The 18,129-nt window shown below is 56.9% G+C and carries 24 protein-coding genes; 12 read left to right on the top strand and 12 right to left on the bottom strand.

Annotated features, from left to right (window positions below):
• Positions 1 to 495: 495 nt before the first annotated feature.
• Positions 496 to 900: a response regulator transcription factor gene (locus tag WG922_RS21975; RefSeq protein ID WP_445322808.1), complete on the top strand. Its 405-nt coding sequence runs from the start codon at positions 496 to 498 to the stop codon at positions 898 to 900.
• Between the two features lie 40 nt (positions 901 to 940).
• On the opposite strand, the gene WG922_RS07790 is transcribed toward WG922_RS21975, so the two are convergent.
• Positions 941 to 2,491, bottom strand: coding sequence for a PKD domain-containing protein (locus WG922_RS07790; RefSeq protein WP_340281881.1), 1,551 nt, complete (start codon positions 2,489 to 2,491; stop codon positions 941 to 943).
• Positions 2,492 to 3,508: 1,017 nt separating this feature from the next.
• Here WG922_RS07790 and WG922_RS07795 point away from each other — a divergent pair.
• Positions 3,509 to 4,612 (top strand): tyrosine-type recombinase/integrase, encoded by a 1,104-nt coding sequence (locus WG922_RS07795; protein WP_340281882.1) that lies wholly within the window; start codon positions 3,509 to 3,511, stop codon positions 4,610 to 4,612.
• A gap of 220 nt (positions 4,613 to 4,832) precedes the next feature.
• The gene (locus tag WG922_RS07800; protein ID WP_135285637.1) at positions 4,833 to 5,033 is read left to right on the top strand and encodes a hypothetical protein; all 201 of its coding nucleotides are present in this window, start codon (positions 4,833 to 4,835) and stop codon (positions 5,031 to 5,033) included.
• A 70-nt stretch (positions 5,034 to 5,103) separates the two neighbouring features.
• On the opposite strand, the gene WG922_RS07805 is transcribed toward WG922_RS07800, so the two are convergent.
• The 4 genes from WG922_RS07805 to WG922_RS07820 all read right to left on the bottom strand — a co-directional run bounded on the left by WG922_RS07805 (position 5,104) and on the right by WG922_RS07820 (position 7,488).
• The gene (locus WG922_RS07805) at positions 5,104 to 5,355 is read right to left on the bottom strand and encodes a hypothetical protein (RefSeq protein ID WP_340281884.1); all 252 of its coding nucleotides are present in this window, start codon (positions 5,353 to 5,355) and stop codon (positions 5,104 to 5,106) included.
• Between the two features lie 1,187 nt (positions 5,356 to 6,542).
• Positions 6,543 to 6,968: a hypothetical protein gene (locus tag WG922_RS07810; protein WP_135285636.1), complete on the bottom strand. Its 426-nt coding sequence runs from the start codon at positions 6,966 to 6,968 to the stop codon at positions 6,543 to 6,545.
• 101 nt (positions 6,969 to 7,069) lie between these two features.
• Positions 7,070 to 7,339, bottom strand: coding sequence for a hypothetical protein (locus WG922_RS07815; RefSeq protein ID WP_135285635.1), 270 nt, complete (start codon positions 7,337 to 7,339; stop codon positions 7,070 to 7,072).
• A complete protein-coding gene (locus WG922_RS07820; protein WP_167784759.1) occupies positions 7,324 to 7,488 on the bottom strand; it encodes a hypothetical protein in 165 nt (54 codons plus the stop codon). The genes WG922_RS07815 and WG922_RS07820 overlap by 16 nt, the downstream gene beginning before the upstream one ends.
• A 440-nt stretch (positions 7,489 to 7,928) precedes the next feature.
• Between WG922_RS07820 and WG922_RS07825 the strand changes: the two genes are divergently transcribed.
• Positions 7,929 to 8,471, top strand: coding sequence for a hypothetical protein (locus WG922_RS07825; protein ID WP_135285634.1), 543 nt, complete (start codon positions 7,929 to 7,931; stop codon positions 8,469 to 8,471).
• Positions 8,472 to 8,923: 452 nt separating this feature from the next.
• Positions 8,924 to 9,427 carry a hypothetical protein gene (locus tag WG922_RS07830; RefSeq protein WP_135285633.1) on the top strand — a complete coding sequence of 168 codons (504 nt, stop codon included), beginning with the start codon at positions 8,924 to 8,926 and terminating at the stop codon, positions 9,425 to 9,427.
• A 344-nt stretch (positions 9,428 to 9,771) separates the two neighbouring features.
• Here the strand turns inward: WG922_RS07830 and WG922_RS07835 are convergent, their stop codons facing one another.
• Positions 9,772 to 10,248 (bottom strand): hypothetical protein, encoded by a 477-nt coding sequence (locus WG922_RS07835; RefSeq protein ID WP_340281886.1) that lies wholly within the window; start codon positions 10,246 to 10,248, stop codon positions 9,772 to 9,774.
• A 205-nt stretch (positions 10,249 to 10,453) separates the two neighbouring features.
• Between WG922_RS07835 and WG922_RS07840 the strand changes: the two genes are divergently transcribed.
• Together WG922_RS07840 and WG922_RS07845 are read left to right on the top strand one after the other, a co-directional pair.
• Positions 10,454 to 10,633 carry a hypothetical protein gene (locus tag WG922_RS07840; protein ID WP_135285631.1) on the top strand — a complete coding sequence of 60 codons (180 nt, stop codon included), beginning with the start codon at positions 10,454 to 10,456 and terminating at the stop codon, positions 10,631 to 10,633.
• Positions 10,633 to 10,953 carry a hypothetical protein gene (locus WG922_RS07845; protein ID WP_135285630.1) on the top strand — a complete coding sequence of 107 codons (321 nt, stop codon included), beginning with the start codon at positions 10,633 to 10,635 and terminating at the stop codon, positions 10,951 to 10,953. The genes WG922_RS07840 and WG922_RS07845 overlap by 1 nt, the downstream gene beginning before the upstream one ends.
• 980 nt (positions 10,954 to 11,933) lie before the next feature.
• Here WG922_RS07845 and WG922_RS07850 read toward each other — a convergent pair.
• The gene (locus tag WG922_RS07850; RefSeq protein WP_135285629.1) at positions 11,934 to 12,170 is read right to left on the bottom strand and encodes a hypothetical protein; all 237 of its coding nucleotides are present in this window, start codon (positions 12,168 to 12,170) and stop codon (positions 11,934 to 11,936) included.
• Here WG922_RS07850 and WG922_RS07855 point away from each other — a divergent pair.
• A complete protein-coding gene (locus WG922_RS07855; RefSeq protein ID WP_135285628.1) occupies positions 12,169 to 12,405 on the top strand; it encodes a PxKF domain-containing protein in 237 nt (78 codons plus the stop codon). The two genes, WG922_RS07850 and WG922_RS07855, sit on opposite strands and share 2 nt — an antisense overlap.
• A 666-nt stretch (positions 12,406 to 13,071) precedes the next feature.
• Here the strand turns inward: WG922_RS07855 and WG922_RS07860 are convergent.
• The 5 genes from WG922_RS07860 to WG922_RS07880 form a co-directional block, all read right to left on the bottom strand.
• Positions 13,072 to 13,473 carry a hypothetical protein gene (locus WG922_RS07860; RefSeq protein ID WP_340281887.1) on the bottom strand — a complete coding sequence of 134 codons (402 nt, stop codon included), beginning with the start codon at positions 13,471 to 13,473 and terminating at the stop codon, positions 13,072 to 13,074.
• Between the two features lie 2 nt (positions 13,474 to 13,475).
• A complete protein-coding gene (locus WG922_RS07865) occupies positions 13,476 to 13,808 on the bottom strand; it encodes a hypothetical protein (RefSeq protein WP_135285626.1) in 333 nt (110 codons plus the stop codon).
• A 122-nt stretch (positions 13,809 to 13,930) separates the two neighbouring features.
• Positions 13,931 to 14,332 (bottom strand): hypothetical protein, encoded by a 402-nt coding sequence (locus WG922_RS07870; protein WP_135285625.1) that lies wholly within the window; start codon positions 14,330 to 14,332, stop codon positions 13,931 to 13,933.
• Positions 14,333 to 14,352: 20 nt separating this feature from the next.
• Positions 14,353 to 14,532 carry a hypothetical protein gene (locus tag WG922_RS07875; RefSeq protein WP_135285624.1) on the bottom strand — a complete coding sequence of 60 codons (180 nt, stop codon included), beginning with the start codon at positions 14,530 to 14,532 and terminating at the stop codon, positions 14,353 to 14,355.
• Between the two features lie 222 nt (positions 14,533 to 14,754).
• On the bottom strand, positions 14,755 to 15,540 hold the full coding sequence (locus tag WG922_RS07880) for an alpha/beta fold hydrolase (protein WP_340281888.1): 786 nt from the start codon (positions 15,538 to 15,540) through the stop codon (positions 14,755 to 14,757).
• Positions 15,541 to 15,712: 172 nt separating this feature from the next.
• Between WG922_RS07880 and WG922_RS07885 the strand changes: the two genes are divergently transcribed.
• From WG922_RS07885 to WG922_RS07900, 4 genes are all read left to right on the top strand, one after another.
• Positions 15,713 to 16,033 (top strand): EthD family reductase, encoded by a 321-nt coding sequence (locus WG922_RS07885; RefSeq protein ID WP_340281889.1) that lies wholly within the window; start codon positions 15,713 to 15,715, stop codon positions 16,031 to 16,033.
• A gap of 211 nt (positions 16,034 to 16,244) precedes the next feature.
• A complete protein-coding gene (locus WG922_RS07890) occupies positions 16,245 to 16,616 on the top strand; it encodes a hypothetical protein (RefSeq protein ID WP_135285621.1) in 372 nt (123 codons plus the stop codon).
• A gap of 365 nt (positions 16,617 to 16,981) precedes the next feature.
• Positions 16,982 to 17,506: a GFA family protein gene (locus tag WG922_RS07895; RefSeq protein WP_445322805.1), complete on the top strand. Its 525-nt coding sequence runs from the start codon at positions 16,982 to 16,984 to the stop codon at positions 17,504 to 17,506.
• Positions 17,507 to 17,841: 335 nt separating this feature from the next.
• Positions 17,842 to 18,075, top strand: coding sequence for a hypothetical protein (locus WG922_RS07900; RefSeq protein WP_340281890.1), 234 nt, complete (start codon positions 17,842 to 17,844; stop codon positions 18,073 to 18,075).
• Positions 18,076 to 18,129 lie beyond the last annotated feature (54 nt).

Below are 18,129 nucleotides of genomic sequence, written 5' to 3' on the forward strand. Positions count from 1 at the left end.
GGAGCCACATCATTTCTCCGAGAGGTTCGTGGCTTCTGATCCCTACTACCAAGAATTCCTCATTTTCTATGGCTCCCGCTGGCTGCTTGAGAATGAGTCACGGCGACGATAGAACGTCTATCGTGTTCCGACCATTCAAGCGAAGGACCAGGGCCTGTTTGACGTGTGGACAGTGCATCTACTCAATGCGCTTCTCCCATACCTTCAACGCTCAAGTTCAATAAAGCACCTGCTGGGCTTGCGAGGAGAAGGTCCAGCGCAGTCTACAGACAGGCTTCTGCAATCCGTTCCAAGCCCGTGCATTCTGATCCATGCGAGCGGGAGGGTTCTGCTCTCGGTCAACGGGCGGCCGTCTTCCTTCGAAGCTGCGGGAGTCCGCAAGTTGTGCATGGAAAGCTTCGATTTTTTTGGAGCCGCACAATCAGCACGCATGGATGCACGCGCTGTCCGAGGTGAACGCTACGGCGCTTCCTGCGGAAGTTGATCTTGAAATTCATGGAGCGTTGGAGCGTTGTATCTAGTCGAAGTCACTCCTTGGGAGCTTCAGAGGCGTGCGCGCGATGCGCGGGATCGGCGTCTGTTCCTCGTGACGGTGAAAGGAGGGAGGAGAGCGCATTTGCACGACTTGCGCGGTTCGCCGCTAACCGCTGCTTGACGCCTGCGGAAACCGAAGTGCTCGGCCTACTCGCTGAAGGGATGGTGGTGAAAGCAATTGCTCAGCAACGCTCTTGCTCTCCGTACACCGTTCGGGCGCAGCTGGCATCATTGCTGCAAAAGACTGGCTGCCATTCCCAGCGCGAGGTGTTGACGAAGTTGGGTAAGCACTTAACTAGTTTGATTTCCATGGAACCATCGCGCGAGAGACGAGTCCTGTTTCAATCCGCATCGGCACGAAGGTGAATGACGCCACAGGCGTCATTCACCTTCAGCACGTCGCAACTTACGGTTGCGCCACTGAGTTCACCGTTTGCCCGCTATCGACCGCGTTGCCAGTGCGCGAGTGCGGTACCTGTACCTTGACGGAGCCCGTACAGGCACCTTCCTGGTCCGTAGCGCGGAAGTGGATCGTGTACACGCGACCGTCACCCGTACCCGCGCGTTCAGAACGCAGGTTCACCGTATCAGCTTTCTCACCGACAGTGATAGTTGCATCCGGTGCCGTGTCACCATCACCCGTGCCATTGATCGGCTCGTCTTGCGTCACACCAGTGATGCGGAGCGTGAAGGCCGTTGCATCGGGATCCGTGATGCCTTTGATCGTCACAGGCACCATGCGGTGATCGGGCGGCCACAGCTTCGGAACACTAGGCATCGCGAGCGAGCAGTTGGGCGGATCGTTGGCGTTCAGCACGTTGACCGTTGCATCTGCCGTTGCAGACCTGGGATTCGCAGCGTAGTTGTCCGTTGCTGTCATACGGAACGTCAGCGTTGATCCCCCTGCGCTGACCCATGGAGCAGTAAAGGACGGAGTAGCAGTATTTGCGCCGTTGAGCGTCACCGTCGGCCCAGTAAGCTGCGTCCAGGAGAAGCTAACCTGATCACCATCAGGATCAGTCGTTGCGCCACCGTTCAACGTAGCTGGCGTGCCCTCGTCAGTGGTGACTGGCACGCCTGCATTTGCTACGGGTGGGTTGTTGGCCGTGATCGGGATTGTGATTGTAGGTGACGTGCCGCTCAACTTGCCGTCAGAGACCGTCACCTTGAACGAGACGCTACCACCCCCGACTGGAGCAAGGAAGCTTGGAGACACTACGTTCGCGCCAGGACTCAACGTGACTGTTGGTCCACCAACCTGCTGCCACAAGTATGACGTGATGGCGTCACCGTCAGGGTCGTAGCTTGCGCTCGCATTGAGCGTCTTCGTAGCGCCTTCGCGAACACCAGTTGCGTCACCAGCATCACCAATTGGAGGGTTGTTCTGCTTGACAACTGTCACGTTTACGGTGTCTGGTTGGCTTGTAACTCCGCGTGAGTCCTTAACAATCAACTGGAAGGTCAGCGTTGTATTCGCATTCACGACTGGGGCGATGAATGACGCTGATGCGTTATTAACGTCGACTATCTGTACTTCTGGCCCGGCGGTCTGACTCCACAGGTAGGACAACGATAGATTGCTGGGGCTAGAGCCCCGCCCGCTCAACAGGACTGGTTGTCCTGAATCTACCGTTTGGTCCGAACCAGCATCTGCTATGGGTACTTGAACTTCTCCGGTCTGCGTCATATTTCGGACACCTATATAGCCACCAGAAAACCGAATCGCGGCTATTTGTGCTGTGGAGTATGAGAAGCCGATATAGCTGGGTGCGGGTAAGTAAGTTGCGTTGTTGGGTAGGTTAATCGTCTCGATTACGTTTCCGCTCGCATCTAATGCTTGGATGGATGTTGTGTAGCTGCTGCAGGCACCAACCCAATTGACTTCAGCAAGGAATCCGGAACGTCGTTCTGGAAAACTCAAGGTCATGTAACCAACGCCCGTGTTCAAGCCGAGCATTGGTGTAGTATTCCACTGACCTCGGTCACAAAACCCGTACCCACCAGTCCAACCAAACGCTGAGTTAGAGTGGGTACTAATCCACTTGAAATCAGACGTGACGACTGGTCCGCTCGTAATCTGGTTGTTCGCTGGTATGGGGATCGGGGTCCCACCAGGGAGAGTATTCACGACGGCCGCATTAGCCTGCCATGGGATGACACAGGCAAGCATGAGCCCAGCTAAGTGTTTGAGCATCTCTATTTCCCTAGTTTGAGGACAACATTTTCTCGGCGAGTGTGAGTGCGCTCACAGCTTGTGTGTTCTCGCCCAGCTTGCAGTGATTTGCGCCAGCGTCTCTTAAGGCCTTGGCTTGCATTGCAGTTCCCATGTAGTGCGGCGCGTGAATTGCCAGCAGGCTATCTACTCGAGTTAGTACCGCATTGCAGTCTTCAGTCTGTGCAAATGTTGAATTCCCTGACCAAGCGATTACGCTCCCGAGAACCACCCCGATGAGAGATTTAACTTTCAAAGTGAACTCCATGATTGGTTAAGAGATGCGTTGGGCCTGTTCGGCCTGGCCACGCTTCTGAGCTGGGATTTCCTCCCCACCTCCCCCACACGCAGCTAGGAGCGCTGCGGCAAAGACACTCAGCAATAGCTTCATTGAAAACTCCTTCACCTAACTCTGTCGGGCCAGAAAGTAGATGAGCCTCTAAAAGGTTGAGGCTCGCTTTGCTCATCAGCAGCGTAGTACGCGCGGTGCGCGTCTGCACTTACACGGACTATCGCTTGAAGCTTACGCATTTGATGAGCTCCCGCGAAGCAGGAGAGGTGATCGTCAGACAGTCGCGGAGCAGCCGTCCATAGTTAAAGCGAGGGATGGACCGAGCACCGAGCGAATCCATGAGCTTCCAATTCCTTGATGCTGTGGATGAACTGGACTGCATGCTGCTCAACTAGCAGCTGCCGTTCCGTTGTGATGAAAACTTCTGCCGACCAGGTTGATGCCATGGCCGCCTGAACGCATCCTCCGTCGTGTTAAACGACATCGAGGATGCAATGGCTCTCACAGAACGCAACGGAATCTGGCACTGGCGCAAAGTCGTCCAGGGCCACACGTTCGCGCGCAGCACCAAGACTGGCGACAAGAAGCTCGCCGAACAGATCGCAGCCCTTTGGGAAGCGGAAGCGATCAAAGATGTCATTCTCAAGGGCACCAAGCCCGTCCTGCTGCACTCGGTCATCAAGGCCTTTCTTGACGCAAGGAAGGGGACGGCAGGGCACGCCAATGCGCAAGTCCACCTAAGGCACTTCCTTGCGTTGCCCAACATACGCATGGGCGACTTGACCCTTGCGCAGCTGCAAGGGGTCATCGAGAAGCGACGCGATGCTGGCGTGTCCCGCAACACGCTAGTCGTGTCCGTCAGCTACTGGAACGCGGTCGTGAAGTTCGCGGAGGAACGGAAGTGGGCGACCGCAGTGAAGCTCCCGCGCATGTACCCGGAGAAGACTCGGCTACGGTACCTGACTGCGAAAGAAGAGGCGGCCTTGTTCGCCGCGATTGATCCGAAGGCCAAGTACCCCGGCAAGTGCACCAGGACGGACAAAGCGCGGCAAGACAACACGGATCTCCTCCTGGCCCTGATCCATACGGGTTGTCGGTATCGTGAGATCGCCCGGATGACGTGGGCCCAAGTAGACCTGGAAAGACGCAAGCTCCGAATCCACCGGCAGAAGGGCGGTGTGGACAATACGCTCGTGATGAGCGATCAGCTCGAAGCGATGCTTTCGCGTCGAAAGGCCGAAGCAGCTGACGAGTGGGTGTTCCCTAGCAAGCGCCGCCATAATAATAATTATTCTTGGCTGCGAAATGCACTTGAGCGAGCCGGCATTTCCGGTGATGCGGGCAAGATTACTTTGCACACGGCGCGCCACACGTTCGCGTCGCGCATGCTACAGAACGGCATGTCTTTGGTCGAAGTGCAAGGGCTGCTCGGGCACAAGAATATTCAGTCCACGATGGTCTACAGCCACGTAGAGACCGGCGCAGTCGCGGAGAAGGCCGCCCGCGTCCTTGACGGCATGCAGCAGGCGCACGGGAAGGGCAGTTCCGCTCCGAAGCTATCCGTCGTGAGGTAACCCGACATGCAGCGCCTCCTATTCTAAGTCGCAGTGATCGTGTTGCTGCCGCACCTGCTGCGCTTTATGCAATGGCTGTTGACCGCCGCCTTCAAGCTGTTCCTGTGCTTGTTTGCGCTGGGTTTGCTGATCAAGCTGTTCGAGTAGCTGCTAAACGAAGACAGCGGGTGAACGTTTCGCATGTGCTCGCCGGGTAAATACTGGTGGAGGTATTTACCCGATGCGATACTACGAATTTGCAACGTTCTCCGAAGCAGTCGATTCGGAAAAGCAGGCCATTAAGGCGCAAAAGCAACGCGCGCAAGTGCAGCTGAAGAATGCCAGGCGGCAAAAGGAGCTTGCCAAGCAAGCCGACCTTCGACTGAAGCAGAAGCGTAGCCAAGAGACGCTCTCTAAGATCAACCGCACGCCAGTTTCGTAGCGCGGTTCAGCTCAAGCGGAGTCAAGCAGTCTGAACGCCCTGCAATTAAGTGGCCGTGGAACGTTACTAACTACTCTTTGTACATTTCCATGTTGAGCCTAGTGCCCCACGTCAGATAGGCTTGGGTGGCTTCGCTGTCATGCTCGAATAACAGCTCGTGGACTTCATAGTGAAGGCTCGTGTCGCTAGTCTCTGAGTAGACGTACAGGAACCCCATTGAGCCCAGCCAGTCTATAAACTCGTCGTAAACTGGATCATTCGAAATAAGCTCTGAATTTCCGTTGATGAGGCGCTGCTCTTCAACGCTTATTACAACCGCCATAATCGATTCTCGCATAGGAGCCTGGATCTTTATTGTACGATTAATCCGGCAAATCTGCTCGTAATCTAAGCGAAAGCCAACACTGCCGCTGTCAGCCAGGCATCATGTGAGCAACGCCAGCTTGGGCGGTCACTCCGGCGTTGGCTCCGATTGGCGCTGCGCTTACCCCATGTGGGTCGCGACTCACGAAAATAGAAAGCGGTGCCATGGAATATAAGCTGTATTAAATGGGTGCGGCCAAGCCAGAAGGCATGCGGTCTCCGTGAATGAATTGTATTTGCGCAGAATTCGTGCAGAGTTGAGCGGATTTCCGTAGGAAATGCGTACTTTAAGCAGACGCCGGGATGGCTCGTGTGCAGGTTGACTCGGCAAGCGTCGTTGGTAGCCGTTTGCTAAATAGATTGCAAGCAGCGATCATGGTTGCGTGAGTTTTCAGCGGTGAGCACATGCAGTGCGCTCATAGATGTGAAGCCCCGTGATGCATGATCCGTCACGGGGCTTCTTCCTTTTCGACCTGATCGCTGCTGCCGGTAGTTGCACTTCCGAACGCAGTCCATCCTGACTGCTGTGCAGGCAATAGGGGTCAGTTTCCACGCAAGGTGGTTCTGTGCAAAACGGTCTGGAATGACCCGTAAAGCGACCTTGCAACCAGCCTGGAAAATAACAAAGCCGCAGGTGATCGCGTTCTCCCGATGCGATCAGTAAACGACCTCCTGAAAAGGGTGAAGACAACCGGAGTTGCTGCACTGCCCATGCAGCTTGGAGTCTCCGTAGCGCCAGCTAGATGAAAACTCGGTCGATAAGTTGGTTAGGGATGCGAAGGTAGTACGGATGGCGCAAAGCGCTGGAACAAGCAGTCTGCATTTTCTGCTCGTTTCGTCTGGTCGTAGCTTCACGTGTTTACGTGTCATGTCTCCCAGATCATCACGGAGTCCTTCAAGAGCTTCATGAACTCTGTTCATGATCGCCGTAGTGTGTCAGGTGGTCGTCGTACTTACCAATGGTATTCGTCAGGTCTTTCCAGGCGCTTGCCAAGTTCGTCCGTTCCGTCCTCTTCACCCTACGGCTTTGTCTATGGATGGCAGACGGACGGATGATGCTCACGAGGAACGACACAACGACAGCACCGCGCGAGAGATCGTCCGATAGGGATGGCAAGCCAGGAACGGTTACGCCGGCTTTTCGGGTTACACGGACTGCGGCTCTTTCTTCATTCGGTCGGGGGGCTTGCGTTGGGTAGCCTTGAGCGCGTCGTCAAGTTCGCCGGCATCAACTGCAGTCTTGGCTGCTTCGAGCAGCTTGATGGCGGCTTCGGCATCGGGGACTTGGAACTGCTTGGCGCCGTTCAACGTTAGGGCGCTGTTGGCGTTGCGGAAGGACAAGACGAACGTCCCGTCAGATTGCTTGCGGAACCACTTGCCCTTGTCGGCCCCATCGGCGATCGCCTTGACCGTGGCGTCCACGTGGGCTGCGAACTTGGCACGCATGCGCTCGACCGGATCGGCCGGGGTTTCCGGCTTAGTAAACGGCTGCGCCAGCTTGCCGAGTTCGGCCATGAATCCCTGGGAGTCGGCTTGCGCAGCTGGGTTGATCAGGTTCTTGACCTTGGACATGTTCGATTCACCTGTGGAACGCGGCGCAATCGCCGTATAGCCAATGATTGGTTCACCTGCATGATGAATCAACAAAAGAATGACGCTGCGTTGCAGAGTGGCTAGTAGTCGCCGACCAGCATCACCGTCGTGTAGCTTCGGTCTGCTTCTGTAATCACATAAATCGGCGTCCCGTCTTTCAACAGATACTTGGAAAGAATTCTTCCGCCGTGCAGCAGCGCTTGCTCATTGTCTTGCTTGTCGGAGCTTCCCAGGTTGCCCCAGTCGCCTCGCTGGTGCCGCTTTAGGTACGGCACGGCGCTTGCGCCAATTGAGACGAGATGATCGAGGCAGTTGCGCGTGGCGACTACGCGGCCTAGTTGGACGCGCATTCGGCCTCCACTTGAACGGGGTCGATTTCATTCGACTGCGCGATCTGTGCGACTGCTTCTTGATGCGTTGCCCCGACCGCAATCAATGCCAGGTACTCGGCGGCAAATGGTGCTTTGATTTGCGGGAGATACATCGGATCCTCTTGCATGCGTGCGATGCAGACGGAGGATGCGTTCTGGTCTCACGTGGATCAACTTAAGTTCTCGAACTTTGGGGTGGAGGCATGTCGCGGCCGTTCAGCTACTGAAAAAATGCTTGGCTGTTGCGTATCGGCAACACAAGGCGATTGCTTTGCTCGCCGGAAACTGGCATGCGCCAAATCAATTTGGCAAGTGCCTCCCGAGTGAAAACCTCCAAACTTTCGAGGATCGGCGCGGAAACTCCTGCCAGAAGCGCGACGTGGCGTCAACGGATTCCGCTTGCCTTTTAAATGGGCGTTCCGTAATCTGTGTCCATCCCAGCGACGCGAATCGATCGCTCGAGTGCGGAAGCATCCGAGTCGAGCGCTAGCTTTGCCCATTGCAATCTCAGGTCTGTGTGCCGTCGAGAGGGGATGACTTTGTTTTAATTTTCTGAAAGGAACCAACCATGAGCACGGCAACTGCAATCGCTTCCAACGGTACGCAATCGGACGGGCAAGTAATCGACATCAACCAACTGATCGCGGAACGGCAGCAGCTGATCAGCCAGCAAAAGGCCATCGAAGATCAGCTCGCAAAGCAGGCGGACCAGAAGGGCAAGATCATCGCTGCGCTGCGGCAGCAGGACCGAGACAAGTACGCAGCGCTGGGCCTGAAGCCGCAAGACGTGTGGCACGACCTCACCAAGCCCGCCGGTGAGAACACGACCGAGTCTGCGCCTAAGCAGCAGCCGCAGGATGCCAACGGCAAGGTGCCGCGTAAGAAGCCCGGTGAGATGCAGCCGACGCATAAGTGGACCAGCCCGGAAAGCGGCGTGACCTACTACTGCAATGCTCAGAGCCGGGGTAAGCGGCCTGACTGGATGAAAGTCAATGCGAAGTATGTTCTAGACGCCGACAACAAGGTCCGCTACGACGTGATGGATCCTTTCACCGAGGCAGACGTATGGCACTGGCGCGAATCGCTGAAAAAAAAAGCTCGTCGTACGTAAGGAAGTCGGATCGGCCCTTGTGGACGGGCGAGGACCCCAGCGAGTGGAATCCCGCTGAGCGCTATCGCTTCGATGAAGGCTATACGTTCAGCGGGTACGAATGGTACGTCAATAACCGAAACGGGCGATCCTACATTCCGCCAGAGCTGCGCGATGAATTCGAGCAGGTGCAGCAAGCGAACGCCGGAAGGCGCTACTAACAACTACGGAATGACGGGGCGATTCGAATGAAATCAATGTGTGACTTGCTGTTGTGTGAGCGCGACGATAACGTTTGAGGCGACGACCGCACCGATCGTCAAGCCATGGGGCTGCCAGACGTGCCTATGGGGCTGTAGGCCGCATGGGCGCGCAGTGCAGGCCGGGCGACCCAAGTAAATATTGCGAGAAAGCAGCTGCGAACGCAGACTGGAGTTCGGTCCAGCGTAGGCCGACATTAAGAGGAGATCAGCATGAAGCTGGCAGACCAAGAGTTGCGCAAGGTGCGCGACGCGTACAACGTACAGAAGAAAACCCAGGCCCGCCGCAAACCGGATCGCAACGGCCACCGCATCCAGGTCACGATGACCTTTGAGGAATGGCTGCAGGTCTGGATAGAAAGCGGCAAGCTGCACTTGCGAGGGAATGGGCGCGGCAAGTTCTGCATGGCGCGGAAGGACGATCTTGGCGACTACGCAGTCGGCAACGTGGTAATCAAGGCCTGCGAGGAGAACAGCCGGGAAGCAAAACTAGGGAGGTCCCACTCCGCTTGCACGCGCGACAAGATGAGCGCGAGTAGGGAAGGCGTCGCAAAGTCGCAGGACCACAAGGACAGCATCGCCGATGCACACTCGGCATTGCCCGTCGTCCGCTGCCCTCACTGCTCCAAGTCGGGCAGACAGGGCGGGGCAATGCGTCGTCATCACTTTAACCGGTGCAAGTCTGGTTGGCATGGGTTGGACATGCCCCAGCGGTAGACTACGAGAATGAAAGACGCGGACGAAGGGGATTCCCACGAGAAGATGCGCGCCAAATGGGCAGCAGAAGTGGGCAGGTTTGTTATGGCGTTTGGCTCTATTGAGGGCAGCACTTACGCTGCGGCACTGTCCCCGCGACCCAATCGCGCAGCCGCTGATCGAAGCGAATCTAGCCCTTCCACCGCGCATTGATCTGCTGACAGGAATTGTGGGGGCACGGAGCGGGTCGCACTGGGCAGCATTCCAAGCGGTGCAAAAAGAATTAAAGCGTTGGCAAAGAAGCGGAACCTAATCGCCCACAATGGGGTTGGACTTGCTGACGGGAAGCTTTGGAAGGCCACCACCTAAATGTCGCCCCGCTTGGCCTTCTGCTTTTCTTTCAACTCGTCGATGAGTCGGCGAGACATCATGCTCAAGCTGCTGGTCGAGATGTCAGATACGAACCGAGAAAGAGTGACCGAGCCTGCCGGCGAATCCGACCTGCATCGCTCTTGTTTGAAAGAGGCGCCAGCGCGAGTACTGACGATCTCTTCTTCGCATTGGAACTGGCTCGAATACTTTGTCAACAGCGCTGCTCTTACGTCGTCGTACCCGTTCGCGGTGAAGTAGAATGAAAATGAGTCCAGCACCCCATCTTTGAAATACACGTAGGGCGTGCTGTACTTGGATTGAATGCCGGCAACTGTGAACCCGTTCAGGTTCGGATGAAGCTGCTTGAAATCGGCTTCTGGCATTCCAAGATAGATGCCTTTAATTTCGATGGTTTGCGCAGAGGCGGCGAAGGAGCAGGCAAAGAGGCCGCACGCAAATACGTGCTTCAAGAATGGCGAATTCATCGAGCAGGTCATAGAGCAATGTTTTGCCAGTGGACGCAACATACTAGAAGCTAGAGCACTACAGCGATAGCTGGTTTGCCCCGCAGACTTTCAACTGCACAAGTAGCGACTTGGTGCTCTGCTAGTAGCTCATCATTGACGGGATGCCCTGCTGCTGGCATGATCGGCGCTCTGCTATTGAAGCTAGAACATGGACAAGGTAAAGCGCTTCTTCGAGTTCCTCTTCAGTAAAGATTCCCTGCTACGACTGCTGATCATCGCTGGCATCTTTGCGCTGCTTAGTGTGTCGGACGGCAGATTCAACATCCGTATCGACCATTACCACAACTTAACATATGGTGGCTTCGACGTCAACGTAAAAGAAAAGTGATGAAAGCAGCGGCGCTCATTCTAGGTCTCGCACTTTCAAGCGTGGGCAGTGCCCAAGCTGCGCTGGCTTATGAGGTTCCTGACTGCGGCACGTGGGTCCGGCAGGACGTTACGGGGCACCGCTGGTGGTTGCTAGGGTTTATCAGCGGCCTCAACTCGGCGCTTCGGCACGAAGTCAAAGAAGACCCTCTGCGCGGAGTTAAAGGGGATCAAGTTCTTCTCTGGATGGACAACTACTGCAAAGCCAATCCGCTGAAGAACATTCACGACGGTACGTACAAGCTTTACGAAGAGCTGCGTCAACGCGCCGGGATTAAGTGAACATGAGTAGAGGTTGGTTCAGACTTGGAGTGTTTGCCACGACGCTTTGGCTGCTAGCGGTGGTAGGCCTCTTTGCTTGGGAGCGGGTACACCTCTTGGGTTGTGGCCTCGGGCCATGGGTTGAATACGGCGGTAGAGACTATTGTGGCTATGTGTTCTGGTATTGGGTGAGTGATCCCCTTGCTCTGTTTGACACAAACTGGCTGACTAAGCATGGAAGCAGCCCCCAGTACCCATACACAGCACTTCCAGACTGGGTGCGGTTCGGAATGTTGCTGGTGCTGCCGCCTGCGTTCTTGTGGGGAGTAGCAGCAGGGCTGGCGTGGGTCAGGAGCGGTTTTGCGCAAGCAACGTAGGCGGCAACCTTCGGAACCAAGGTGGCGACAAGGTACGGGGCTTCTTAGGGCAACTACTAACTGTTCAGGCTACGCTTTTTACACGTGGTGTCTTACGATGGCCCCTTGGCCTTCTTCCTATACATCATCGGAGCGGTAGCCTTTATCGCTGGTCTGAGCGTGTTTGGCGCTTCCAAAAGCGCTATTCACGAGATCGAGGCACTCATGTTCATGGTACTAGGCGCCATTTGCATTTCGGGCGGGGGCATCATTGACGCGGTGAACCGGCTTGGAAAAAGGTCCGCTGTTGAGCCTCAAGCAGCGGGGCCGAGCGCAAGGCACGAGCCAACATGAATTGAAAGTTCGCCATGAGGATGGCGACTATTCGCGGATACTGAAGTGAAAGTCTTTCCGCCAGAGCTGGTGAATCACCATTGTCTACAGCTTGAAGTAGAAGTTCGCAACCAAAGGGTGTGAATGACCAGTGCCTTCTATGTTTCCCGAATTCTTGGCAAGAGGTCAAGCAATGCCGTTCAAAAAGAATGTCTCTTGACTTGGCAGCCACCTGAGTGTGGGCATCAGCGAGCACCGTAACAATAGAACAGCTATGGCTATGTGGCAAGAAAGACCAGATGCCACAAGAGCTTAGGTGATGTTCTTCACACTGGTACGAATGGTGCGTAAGTCATTGCCAAGGTACACAGGTGACCTTTTATTTGAACTCAAGAGAAAATGGACATTCGCCTGGCCGTGCAGGTCGTAGCGCGTGTTGTCCTTGCTGTAGATGGGCAGCGGGTCGTCGTGCTTGATGCTGAACAGGGGCTGGACGCTCACGGCCATCTTCCTGTGCGGCTGTGTGGCCGTGATGCGCAGGATGTTCATGGACATCCTTGATGGTGTTCCGCAGGCAGTCACAACGAATTGTACCGGTGGGGAAGTAGATCCCGTTGAAGAAACGGTCAACACTGCTGGTAGTTCGGGACTTCAGTACGATCCGCTCACCATGCAATACACGTATGTTTGGAAGACGGACAAGAAGTGGACTGGATGCCGGCAGTTAGCGATGAAGTTCAAAGATGGATCGACCTACCGCGCCAATTTCCAGTTCACCAAGTAGGTCCATCGGTGTGCCACGTATGACGACTCATCTCTGCACCGGCAGACAGGCGTCGTCGTGGTCCATTGAAGAGCACCGGACCGCTACCCGCGAGCAGATCACTCACTTGAGGGCTTTAAGGAGCGCTGCCGCCGCGAGCAGGATGGTGGGCGTCAACAGCAGCGCCCATGCGGCCAGCTTCCAGCCGGGGTGCTCCTTGTGCCAGTCGAATTTGGGCATGGGGTTCCTCCAACGCATGCACAGCATTGTCCCTGGCAGGCGTCGTCCACCCCGCTGCTCATCTGTCAGTCGGCCCCTGTCATCAATGTAGGTGAACAGCAGACATGGGCACATCAGTGGTCAGGTTTGTAGCCCATACGTATTCCTTTTAGGTGTTCTCGCCACACCCATGGGGTGCATCTGCAGGTCGTAGCGCGTGTCGTCGCCGTAGAACATGACGCGGTGCCAGTCACGGTGGTCTTCCACTCCTGCTTGTTGATGGTGACGCCGCCTGTACGTTGATGTGCAGCTAGCCGTCGCCCCACGTGTTCGGAAGCTCATGAGCGACTGCAGCGTGTGGTAGACGCCCAGCCCGTCCTTCTTGAGGTATTTGCCTCCCCTCCTGGGCGGTGTAGCCCCCATTCTCTGGATCTTTCGAGCTACAGTGCCGCACGCCATTCGGGCCCGCTACAGACGCTGGAACCGAATGACGTAGCGATCGCCGGTGAGTTCGTGGACTGAGCCTACGAGGTCATCGCGCAGGATGAACTCCTTGCGGATCTTGCTCGCGACCTCTCCGGCCTGCACTCGTCCAATCTGGTCTGTCTTGACGATGACCATTCTCACGCGACTTCCAGCGGCCAAAGCGCGGGCGACGTTCTCACGAAACTCTCTGTTCCCGTGCCCAGCCCAACGTTCGAACGAGTCAGCAAAGTCCATCATGCCGGGCGGGGCGTCGGGCAGGAAATGGTGATCCCAAAGGCTAACAACCAGATCGCCCGAAGGTGTCCACGCTGAAACTGACCATTGGGGGTTGTTTAGCGTTGCGCCGTAGGCTGCGAATGCGGCGTTGATCGCGAGCTTTGCCACGGCTACCTGCGCCGTTTGTTCAACGCGGTCCGCCGTGCCTGCAGCAGCTGCTTGGCTGGCTGGCCAACATAAATGCCACCGATGGCGAGCAACCCGGGGAGCGCGTAGCCAAGCAGGCTTTCCGGTACCCACCACAAGGCGTATGTCGGGAAAGCCTCTCTCAAGCCAGTCAGGGCCGGAAGCTTACTGAGGCTACGACTTGAGTTGATTGCGGTGGTGGTGACCCGACCGATTAAGCCGCTGACGATCAGAAAGCCGCCAAGCGCGAACAAGGACTGTCCAGCAAGAAGAGCAAGCTTGGGTGCCGCAGCAATCTGAATCTTGAGCCAGCTCATAGCTCTACTGTATACGAAGCAGAGATGTGCAGGACTGTGCCTTGTTGCACGGATTCAGCAGACGATGCACGCTCCGGTCACGATGTGAATGGAGTGGCCATGCACAGTCGTGGGCGAGAACACTACTGGCGCTTGAACCGAATGACGTAGCGATCGGCAGTAAGTTCGTGGACCAAGCCGACCAGATCATCGCGCAGGAAGAACTCCTTGCCAATCTTGCTCGCATCTTCCCCCGCTTCAACATGCGCAATCTGATCCGTCTTAGCAACTACTAAGCGAATGCGACTTTCCGCAGCATACGCCTTGCTCAAGTTCTCCCGGAACTCCTTGTTCCCATGCCCCGACCACCGAGCAAAGGAATCAGCAAAGTCCATCATTCCGGGTGGCGCTCCCTTACGGAAGTGGTGGTCCCAAAGACTTACGACCAGTTCGCCTGAGGGCGTCCAAGCGGATACGGACCATTGCGGATTTTTGAGTACGGCGCCGTACGCTGCGAAAGCTGCATTGATCCCGAGCTTCGCCATGTCTGCTCCAGCGCCTTTTTTCACATTACTGAAATATCACCGGCCGCAATCTTTCGGTCGAACTCATTCGAGTCGTATTCCAGTTGATCGGGCGGGCTGTTGTCGTGCGGATCATCCACCAACGTCAAAACGACAAGATGGGCATCCCTACTCGCTATCTGATAGATGACGCCGTTGATGAGGTAAATGGTGTCAGACATAAGCAGCTTTCATGACGCATCCGTCACACCAGCCTGTGTCGTTAACGCCGGCTTCGCGCGATGCGCTCGGGTCGTATAGCCAGCTTACTGCGTACGCGCGGCCTCCGCACAACATCAGCACGCTGCGCTGCACGCTGGCCGAAGCCGCTTGGGCTGACGCTTCCGCTGACTTCTGACTTAGCTGATGTACTGAGTGGTTCCAAGCCCGTTTCGGGAGTCGATTTAGGTCCGTTCGAAGAACGTTTTGATCTCATGGGCAACGTCTTTGGGTCGCACCATGGCCGGTAGATGTCCGCTTCCCTCCAACTCTACGAATTTGGAGTTCGGCAGTAGCGAGTCTAAGTAGTGGAAGTTACGCACATCGAACAGGGCATCTTTTTGCCCGTGTATCAGCAGCGTCGGCAGGGAAAAGGTAGCCAGTCGGGTTGGCCAGTCGATCTTGTCCTGAAATTCCACCATGAACAATCGATCGGCAATATCGGGTGGGGAGCGGAACAGGATGTGCATGCCCCAACGCCGGATGTGATCCACGTCCTCTTCCGGCGTGCAACGCTCGATAAACCAGCGCAAGTGTTCTTCGTGTGTCTCGCCTGGCCACTTGGACGGAGCGATGCGAGTCGCAACGGGCAAGCTTGGCTCGCGGACCTCCCCATGCCCGTTCAAGAGCACCAAGCCGTCGAACCGCTGCGGTTGCTGGACGGCGGCGCGCAGGACAGTAGCCGTCCCGCGCGAAAAGCCGCCCAAGATGCAGCGGTCGATCTGCATCGCGTCCATCACGCGGAAAACATCGTCAACGAGACTTTCGGACGTGATCGCTTCAACTGGAACGGGCGATTCACCGGAACCACGGTGGTCGTACACCACGACGCGCCAAGAGCTACTTAGCAGGGCAACGACGTCAATCCAGTCTTCGAAGTTGCTGATCCAGCCGCCATGCGCCAAAAGCGTCCTCTCCCCGCTTCCGAAGCTAAGGGCGAAAATCTTGTGTCCGTCGATCTGCAGAAACATGAGCGAACCTCGTTCCTGTGCTGGTGCTGGGCGCTAGCCGGCGACCCGCGCTTTTTCAAGGGAGGGTAGCCCGGAGTATTTGCAATGTGCAGGCGACGCCGACCCCAGGTAAACCCGATACTGCGGCGCTTGCTGGCTGCCTATCCTGGCTCCTTTCCAAGGAGAACATGCCATGATCAAGGTGAGCGTCATGTACCCTCATTCGAAGGGGGCCCGGTTCGACCATGCGTATTACCGGGACAAGCACATGCCGCTGGTCAAGCGTCGAATGGGTGATGCATGCCTTTACTACACAGTTGACAAGGGAATCGCCGGGGGAGCCCCTGGTTCCGAGCCTGTGTACGTCGGCAGATGCGACATCTTTTGCGAGTCGGTCGACAGCTTTCAAACGGCCTTCGGTCCGCACGCGAAAGAAATTATGGCGGACATTCCCAACTACACGGACATCCAGCCGCTCATGCAGGTCAGCGAGGTGGTTGTCGAGCGATCTTAGGCGGTCGGACTGCCCAGGAAAATGCTCGCCGGCCGTGCGCGGCGCAACTTGCCCAAACAGTGCACGCGCCCGGCTGTGCGGCCCAGGCATCAGCAATGCCCAAGCAGCGGCTTCCGCAGCGTCCCCACGCTCCCGTCAAACCCGTCCGCACCACTTGCAAACTGGTCCGAGCAGCCCACAATGCTGGTGAACTGCAGCCGGATCGTCACTCATGTCCTTTTCCACCATTGCTGTCGTCACCGCAGTAGCGGCAATTCTCCTGGGCTTGGCTTGGCTGTTCGCTGGGGGCCTTCTGTTGCGTCGCTGGGGAATTGAACCTAGCCCAACCGGGTTGCTGATTGGAAGGCGAATCGGCTGCATCTATCTTGGCCTCGCGGCGTTGCTGCTCATGGTGCGAGCGACGTCAGCACCCGAAGCGCGGTGGGGCATCGCTGCAGGATTTGCTGTTGCGCTGAGCTTGCTAGCCCTCATTGGCATTTTCGAGCTGATCGCGAAGCGAGCGAAGCCCGGCATTCTCTCCAGCGTGGCGCTGGAAGCGCTGCTTGCTGCCGGTTTCATCAGCAGCATGGCGGTGACAAGCTAGTTCTCGCCGGCGCCCGTCAAAACCGGCACTGTTGCACACTATCTGCACGCTGCCCTACACGCTGGCCCATACCGCTTGGGCCGACGCTCTCGCCAGTCTCAGGCTTAGCTGATGTACTGAATGGGTCCAAGACCCGTCTTGTATGCCTCTTGAAGATTGAGTTCAACGCGTCGATGCTTGTGCGCCGTTCGGCGGAATGCCTTGGCGGGCAACCTAGAACATGTCACCTCGAAGCGTCCGCGAGGCTGGAAGCCTATGCTCGCCTCGCGCCCGCCGGCATACTTCAGGTTCTCACGCGGCGCGAATGACGCGCGCAGCTGGGCGTTCACCGTTAGTTCAAACGTCGGTTTCAGGAGGTGAGGCCAATGTCTGACGAAGTTAATCAGGGAGGCTGCTTGTGCGGCGCGGTGCGCTACAGGGCACATGGAGAGCCGATGCGAACACTGATTTGCCATTGCACTGCTTGTCAGAAGATGACGGGCTCCTCCTTCTTCGCGGAATCCATGTTTTCGCTTGGAGCTGTCGAGTTCACGGGCGCGCAGATGAATTGTTACGCTCACGTTTCGGACACTAGTGGCAGGCGTGTCTTCCTGCATTTCTGCCCGACATGTGCAACTACGGTCACCCTTACCTTCGAGCGATGGCCAGAGTACCGGGCGATTGCAAGAGGAACGTTCGACCAGCCCAACCGAATGGATGTGACTGCCCATATCTGGCTAAAGTCGGCACAGAGCGGCATTGCATTGCCGTCAAACATTGACTGCTACGCGAGAGCGCGAATTTCTCTCGACGGGGAGCCAGAACTGCCACAAAGGTTCGACGCTCCCCAATCGACGGAAGCCGTGTGCAGCGTTCAAGGGGGCACGGCAGCGCACAGTAGCCCGTCCTAGCCCCATTCGACCTACGCGTGCTGCACGCTCTTAGCACAGCGGGCTACATGCTAGCCCACTCCGCTTGGGCCAACGCTCCCACCACGCTCAGACTTAGCTGATGTACTGCAGGGCGGCCGAGATGGATTCGATGAGGTCGGTGGCCTTGACCGTGGTGGGCATGCGGGTTCCGGCGTGTGGTCAGGGGCAGCGCGGGATTATCCCCAAACGCCGCCGGGCTGCCGTCCGCCCCGCCCGCGCGCCGCGCAATCGGACGCAATCGGGTATTCGCCGCCGAATCGTGCGACGCACAATCCACGGCCCGAAAACTCTCGGGCGCTGCCAAGACCTCGTTCATGAAGAAGTGCGAAGCAGACGTGCAGCAGGCGGCCGCCTTCACCTGCGAAACGCAGGCCGCGTCCCGCAAGCTCGCCGGCGCCGCGAAGACGAGCTTTCTGAAGAAGTGCGAGGCCGACGCGACGGCTGCGAGTGGTGCGACAGCCTGCGAAGCACAGGCCAACACCAGGAAGCTCGCCGGGGCGGCGAAGACCAGCTTCGTCAAGAAGTGCGTTGCGGACGCCAAGGGCTGACAAGTTGAGCCGGCCCAAGCGCTGCGCGGGCCGTGCGCGACACAACACCAGACC

The organism is Ramlibacter sp. AN1015 (genome assembly GCF_037726105.1).
GTDB lineage: Bacteria > Pseudomonadota > Gammaproteobacteria > Burkholderiales > Burkholderiaceae_C > Ramlibacter.

What these genes read in the sequence shown, in the direction of transcription:
- WG922_RS07840 (WP_135285631.1), top strand. Translation starts at nt 10,454, where the DNA reads ATGGACAAGGTAAAGCGCTTCTTCGAGTTCCTCTTCAGTAAAGATTCC.
- WG922_RS07850 (WP_135285629.1), bottom strand. Translation starts at nt 12,170, where the DNA reads ATGAACATCCTGCGCATCACGGCCACACAGCCGCACAGGAAGATGGCC.
- WG922_RS21975 (WP_445322808.1), top strand. Translation starts at nt 496, where the DNA reads ATGGAGCGTTGGAGCGTTGTATCTAGTCGAAGTCACTCCTTGGGAGCT.
- WG922_RS07900 (WP_340281890.1), top strand. Translation starts at nt 17,842, where the DNA reads ATGAAGAAGTGCGAAGCAGACGTGCAGCAGGCGGCCGCCTTCACCTGC.
- WG922_RS07875 (WP_135285624.1), bottom strand. Translation starts at nt 14,532, where the DNA reads ATGTCTGACACCATTTACCTCATCAACGGCGTCATCTATCAGATAGCG.
- WG922_RS07825 (WP_135285634.1), top strand. Translation starts at nt 7,929, where the DNA reads ATGAGCACGGCAACTGCAATCGCTTCCAACGGTACGCAATCGGACGGG.
- WG922_RS07880 (WP_340281888.1), bottom strand. Translation starts at nt 15,540, where the DNA reads ATGTTTCTGCAGATCGACGGACACAAGATTTTCGCCCTTAGCTTCGGA.
- WG922_RS07790 (WP_340281881.1), bottom strand. Translation starts at nt 2,491, where the DNA reads ATGCTCGGCTTGAACACGGGCGTTGGTTACATGACCTTGAGTTTTCCA.
- WG922_RS07810 (WP_135285636.1), bottom strand. Translation starts at nt 6,968, where the DNA reads ATGTCCAAGGTCAAGAACCTGATCAACCCAGCTGCGCAAGCCGACTCC.
- WG922_RS07845 (WP_135285630.1), top strand. Translation starts at nt 10,633, where the DNA reads ATGAAAGCAGCGGCGCTCATTCTAGGTCTCGCACTTTCAAGCGTGGGC.
- WG922_RS07830 (WP_135285633.1), top strand. Translation starts at nt 8,924, where the DNA reads ATGAAGCTGGCAGACCAAGAGTTGCGCAAGGTGCGCGACGCGTACAAC.
- WG922_RS07855 (WP_135285628.1), top strand. Translation starts at nt 12,169, where the DNA reads ATGGACATCCTTGATGGTGTTCCGCAGGCAGTCACAACGAATTGTACC.
- WG922_RS07865 (WP_135285626.1), bottom strand. Translation starts at nt 13,808, where the DNA reads ATGAGCTGGCTCAAGATTCAGATTGCTGCGGCACCCAAGCTTGCTCTT.
- WG922_RS07805 (WP_340281884.1), bottom strand. Translation starts at nt 5,355, where the DNA reads ATGGCGGTTGTAATAAGCGTTGAAGAGCAGCGCCTCATCAACGGAAAT.
- WG922_RS07895 (WP_445322805.1), top strand. Translation starts at nt 16,982, where the DNA reads ATGTCTGACGAAGTTAATCAGGGAGGCTGCTTGTGCGGCGCGGTGCGC.
- WG922_RS07870 (WP_135285625.1), bottom strand. Translation starts at nt 14,332, where the DNA reads ATGGCGAAGCTCGGGATCAATGCAGCTTTCGCAGCGTACGGCGCCGTA.
- WG922_RS07815 (WP_135285635.1), bottom strand. Translation starts at nt 7,339, where the DNA reads ATGCGCGTCCAACTAGGCCGCGTAGTCGCCACGCGCAACTGCCTCGAT.
- WG922_RS07890 (WP_135285621.1), top strand. Translation starts at nt 16,245, where the DNA reads ATGTCCTTTTCCACCATTGCTGTCGTCACCGCAGTAGCGGCAATTCTC.
- WG922_RS07885 (WP_340281889.1), top strand. Translation starts at nt 15,713, where the DNA reads ATGATCAAGGTGAGCGTCATGTACCCTCATTCGAAGGGGGCCCGGTTC.
- WG922_RS07820 (WP_167784759.1), bottom strand. Translation starts at nt 7,488, where the DNA reads ATGCAAGAGGATCCGATGTATCTCCCGCAAATCAAAGCACCATTTGCC.
- WG922_RS07800 (WP_135285637.1), top strand. Translation starts at nt 4,833, where the DNA reads ATGCGATACTACGAATTTGCAACGTTCTCCGAAGCAGTCGATTCGGAA.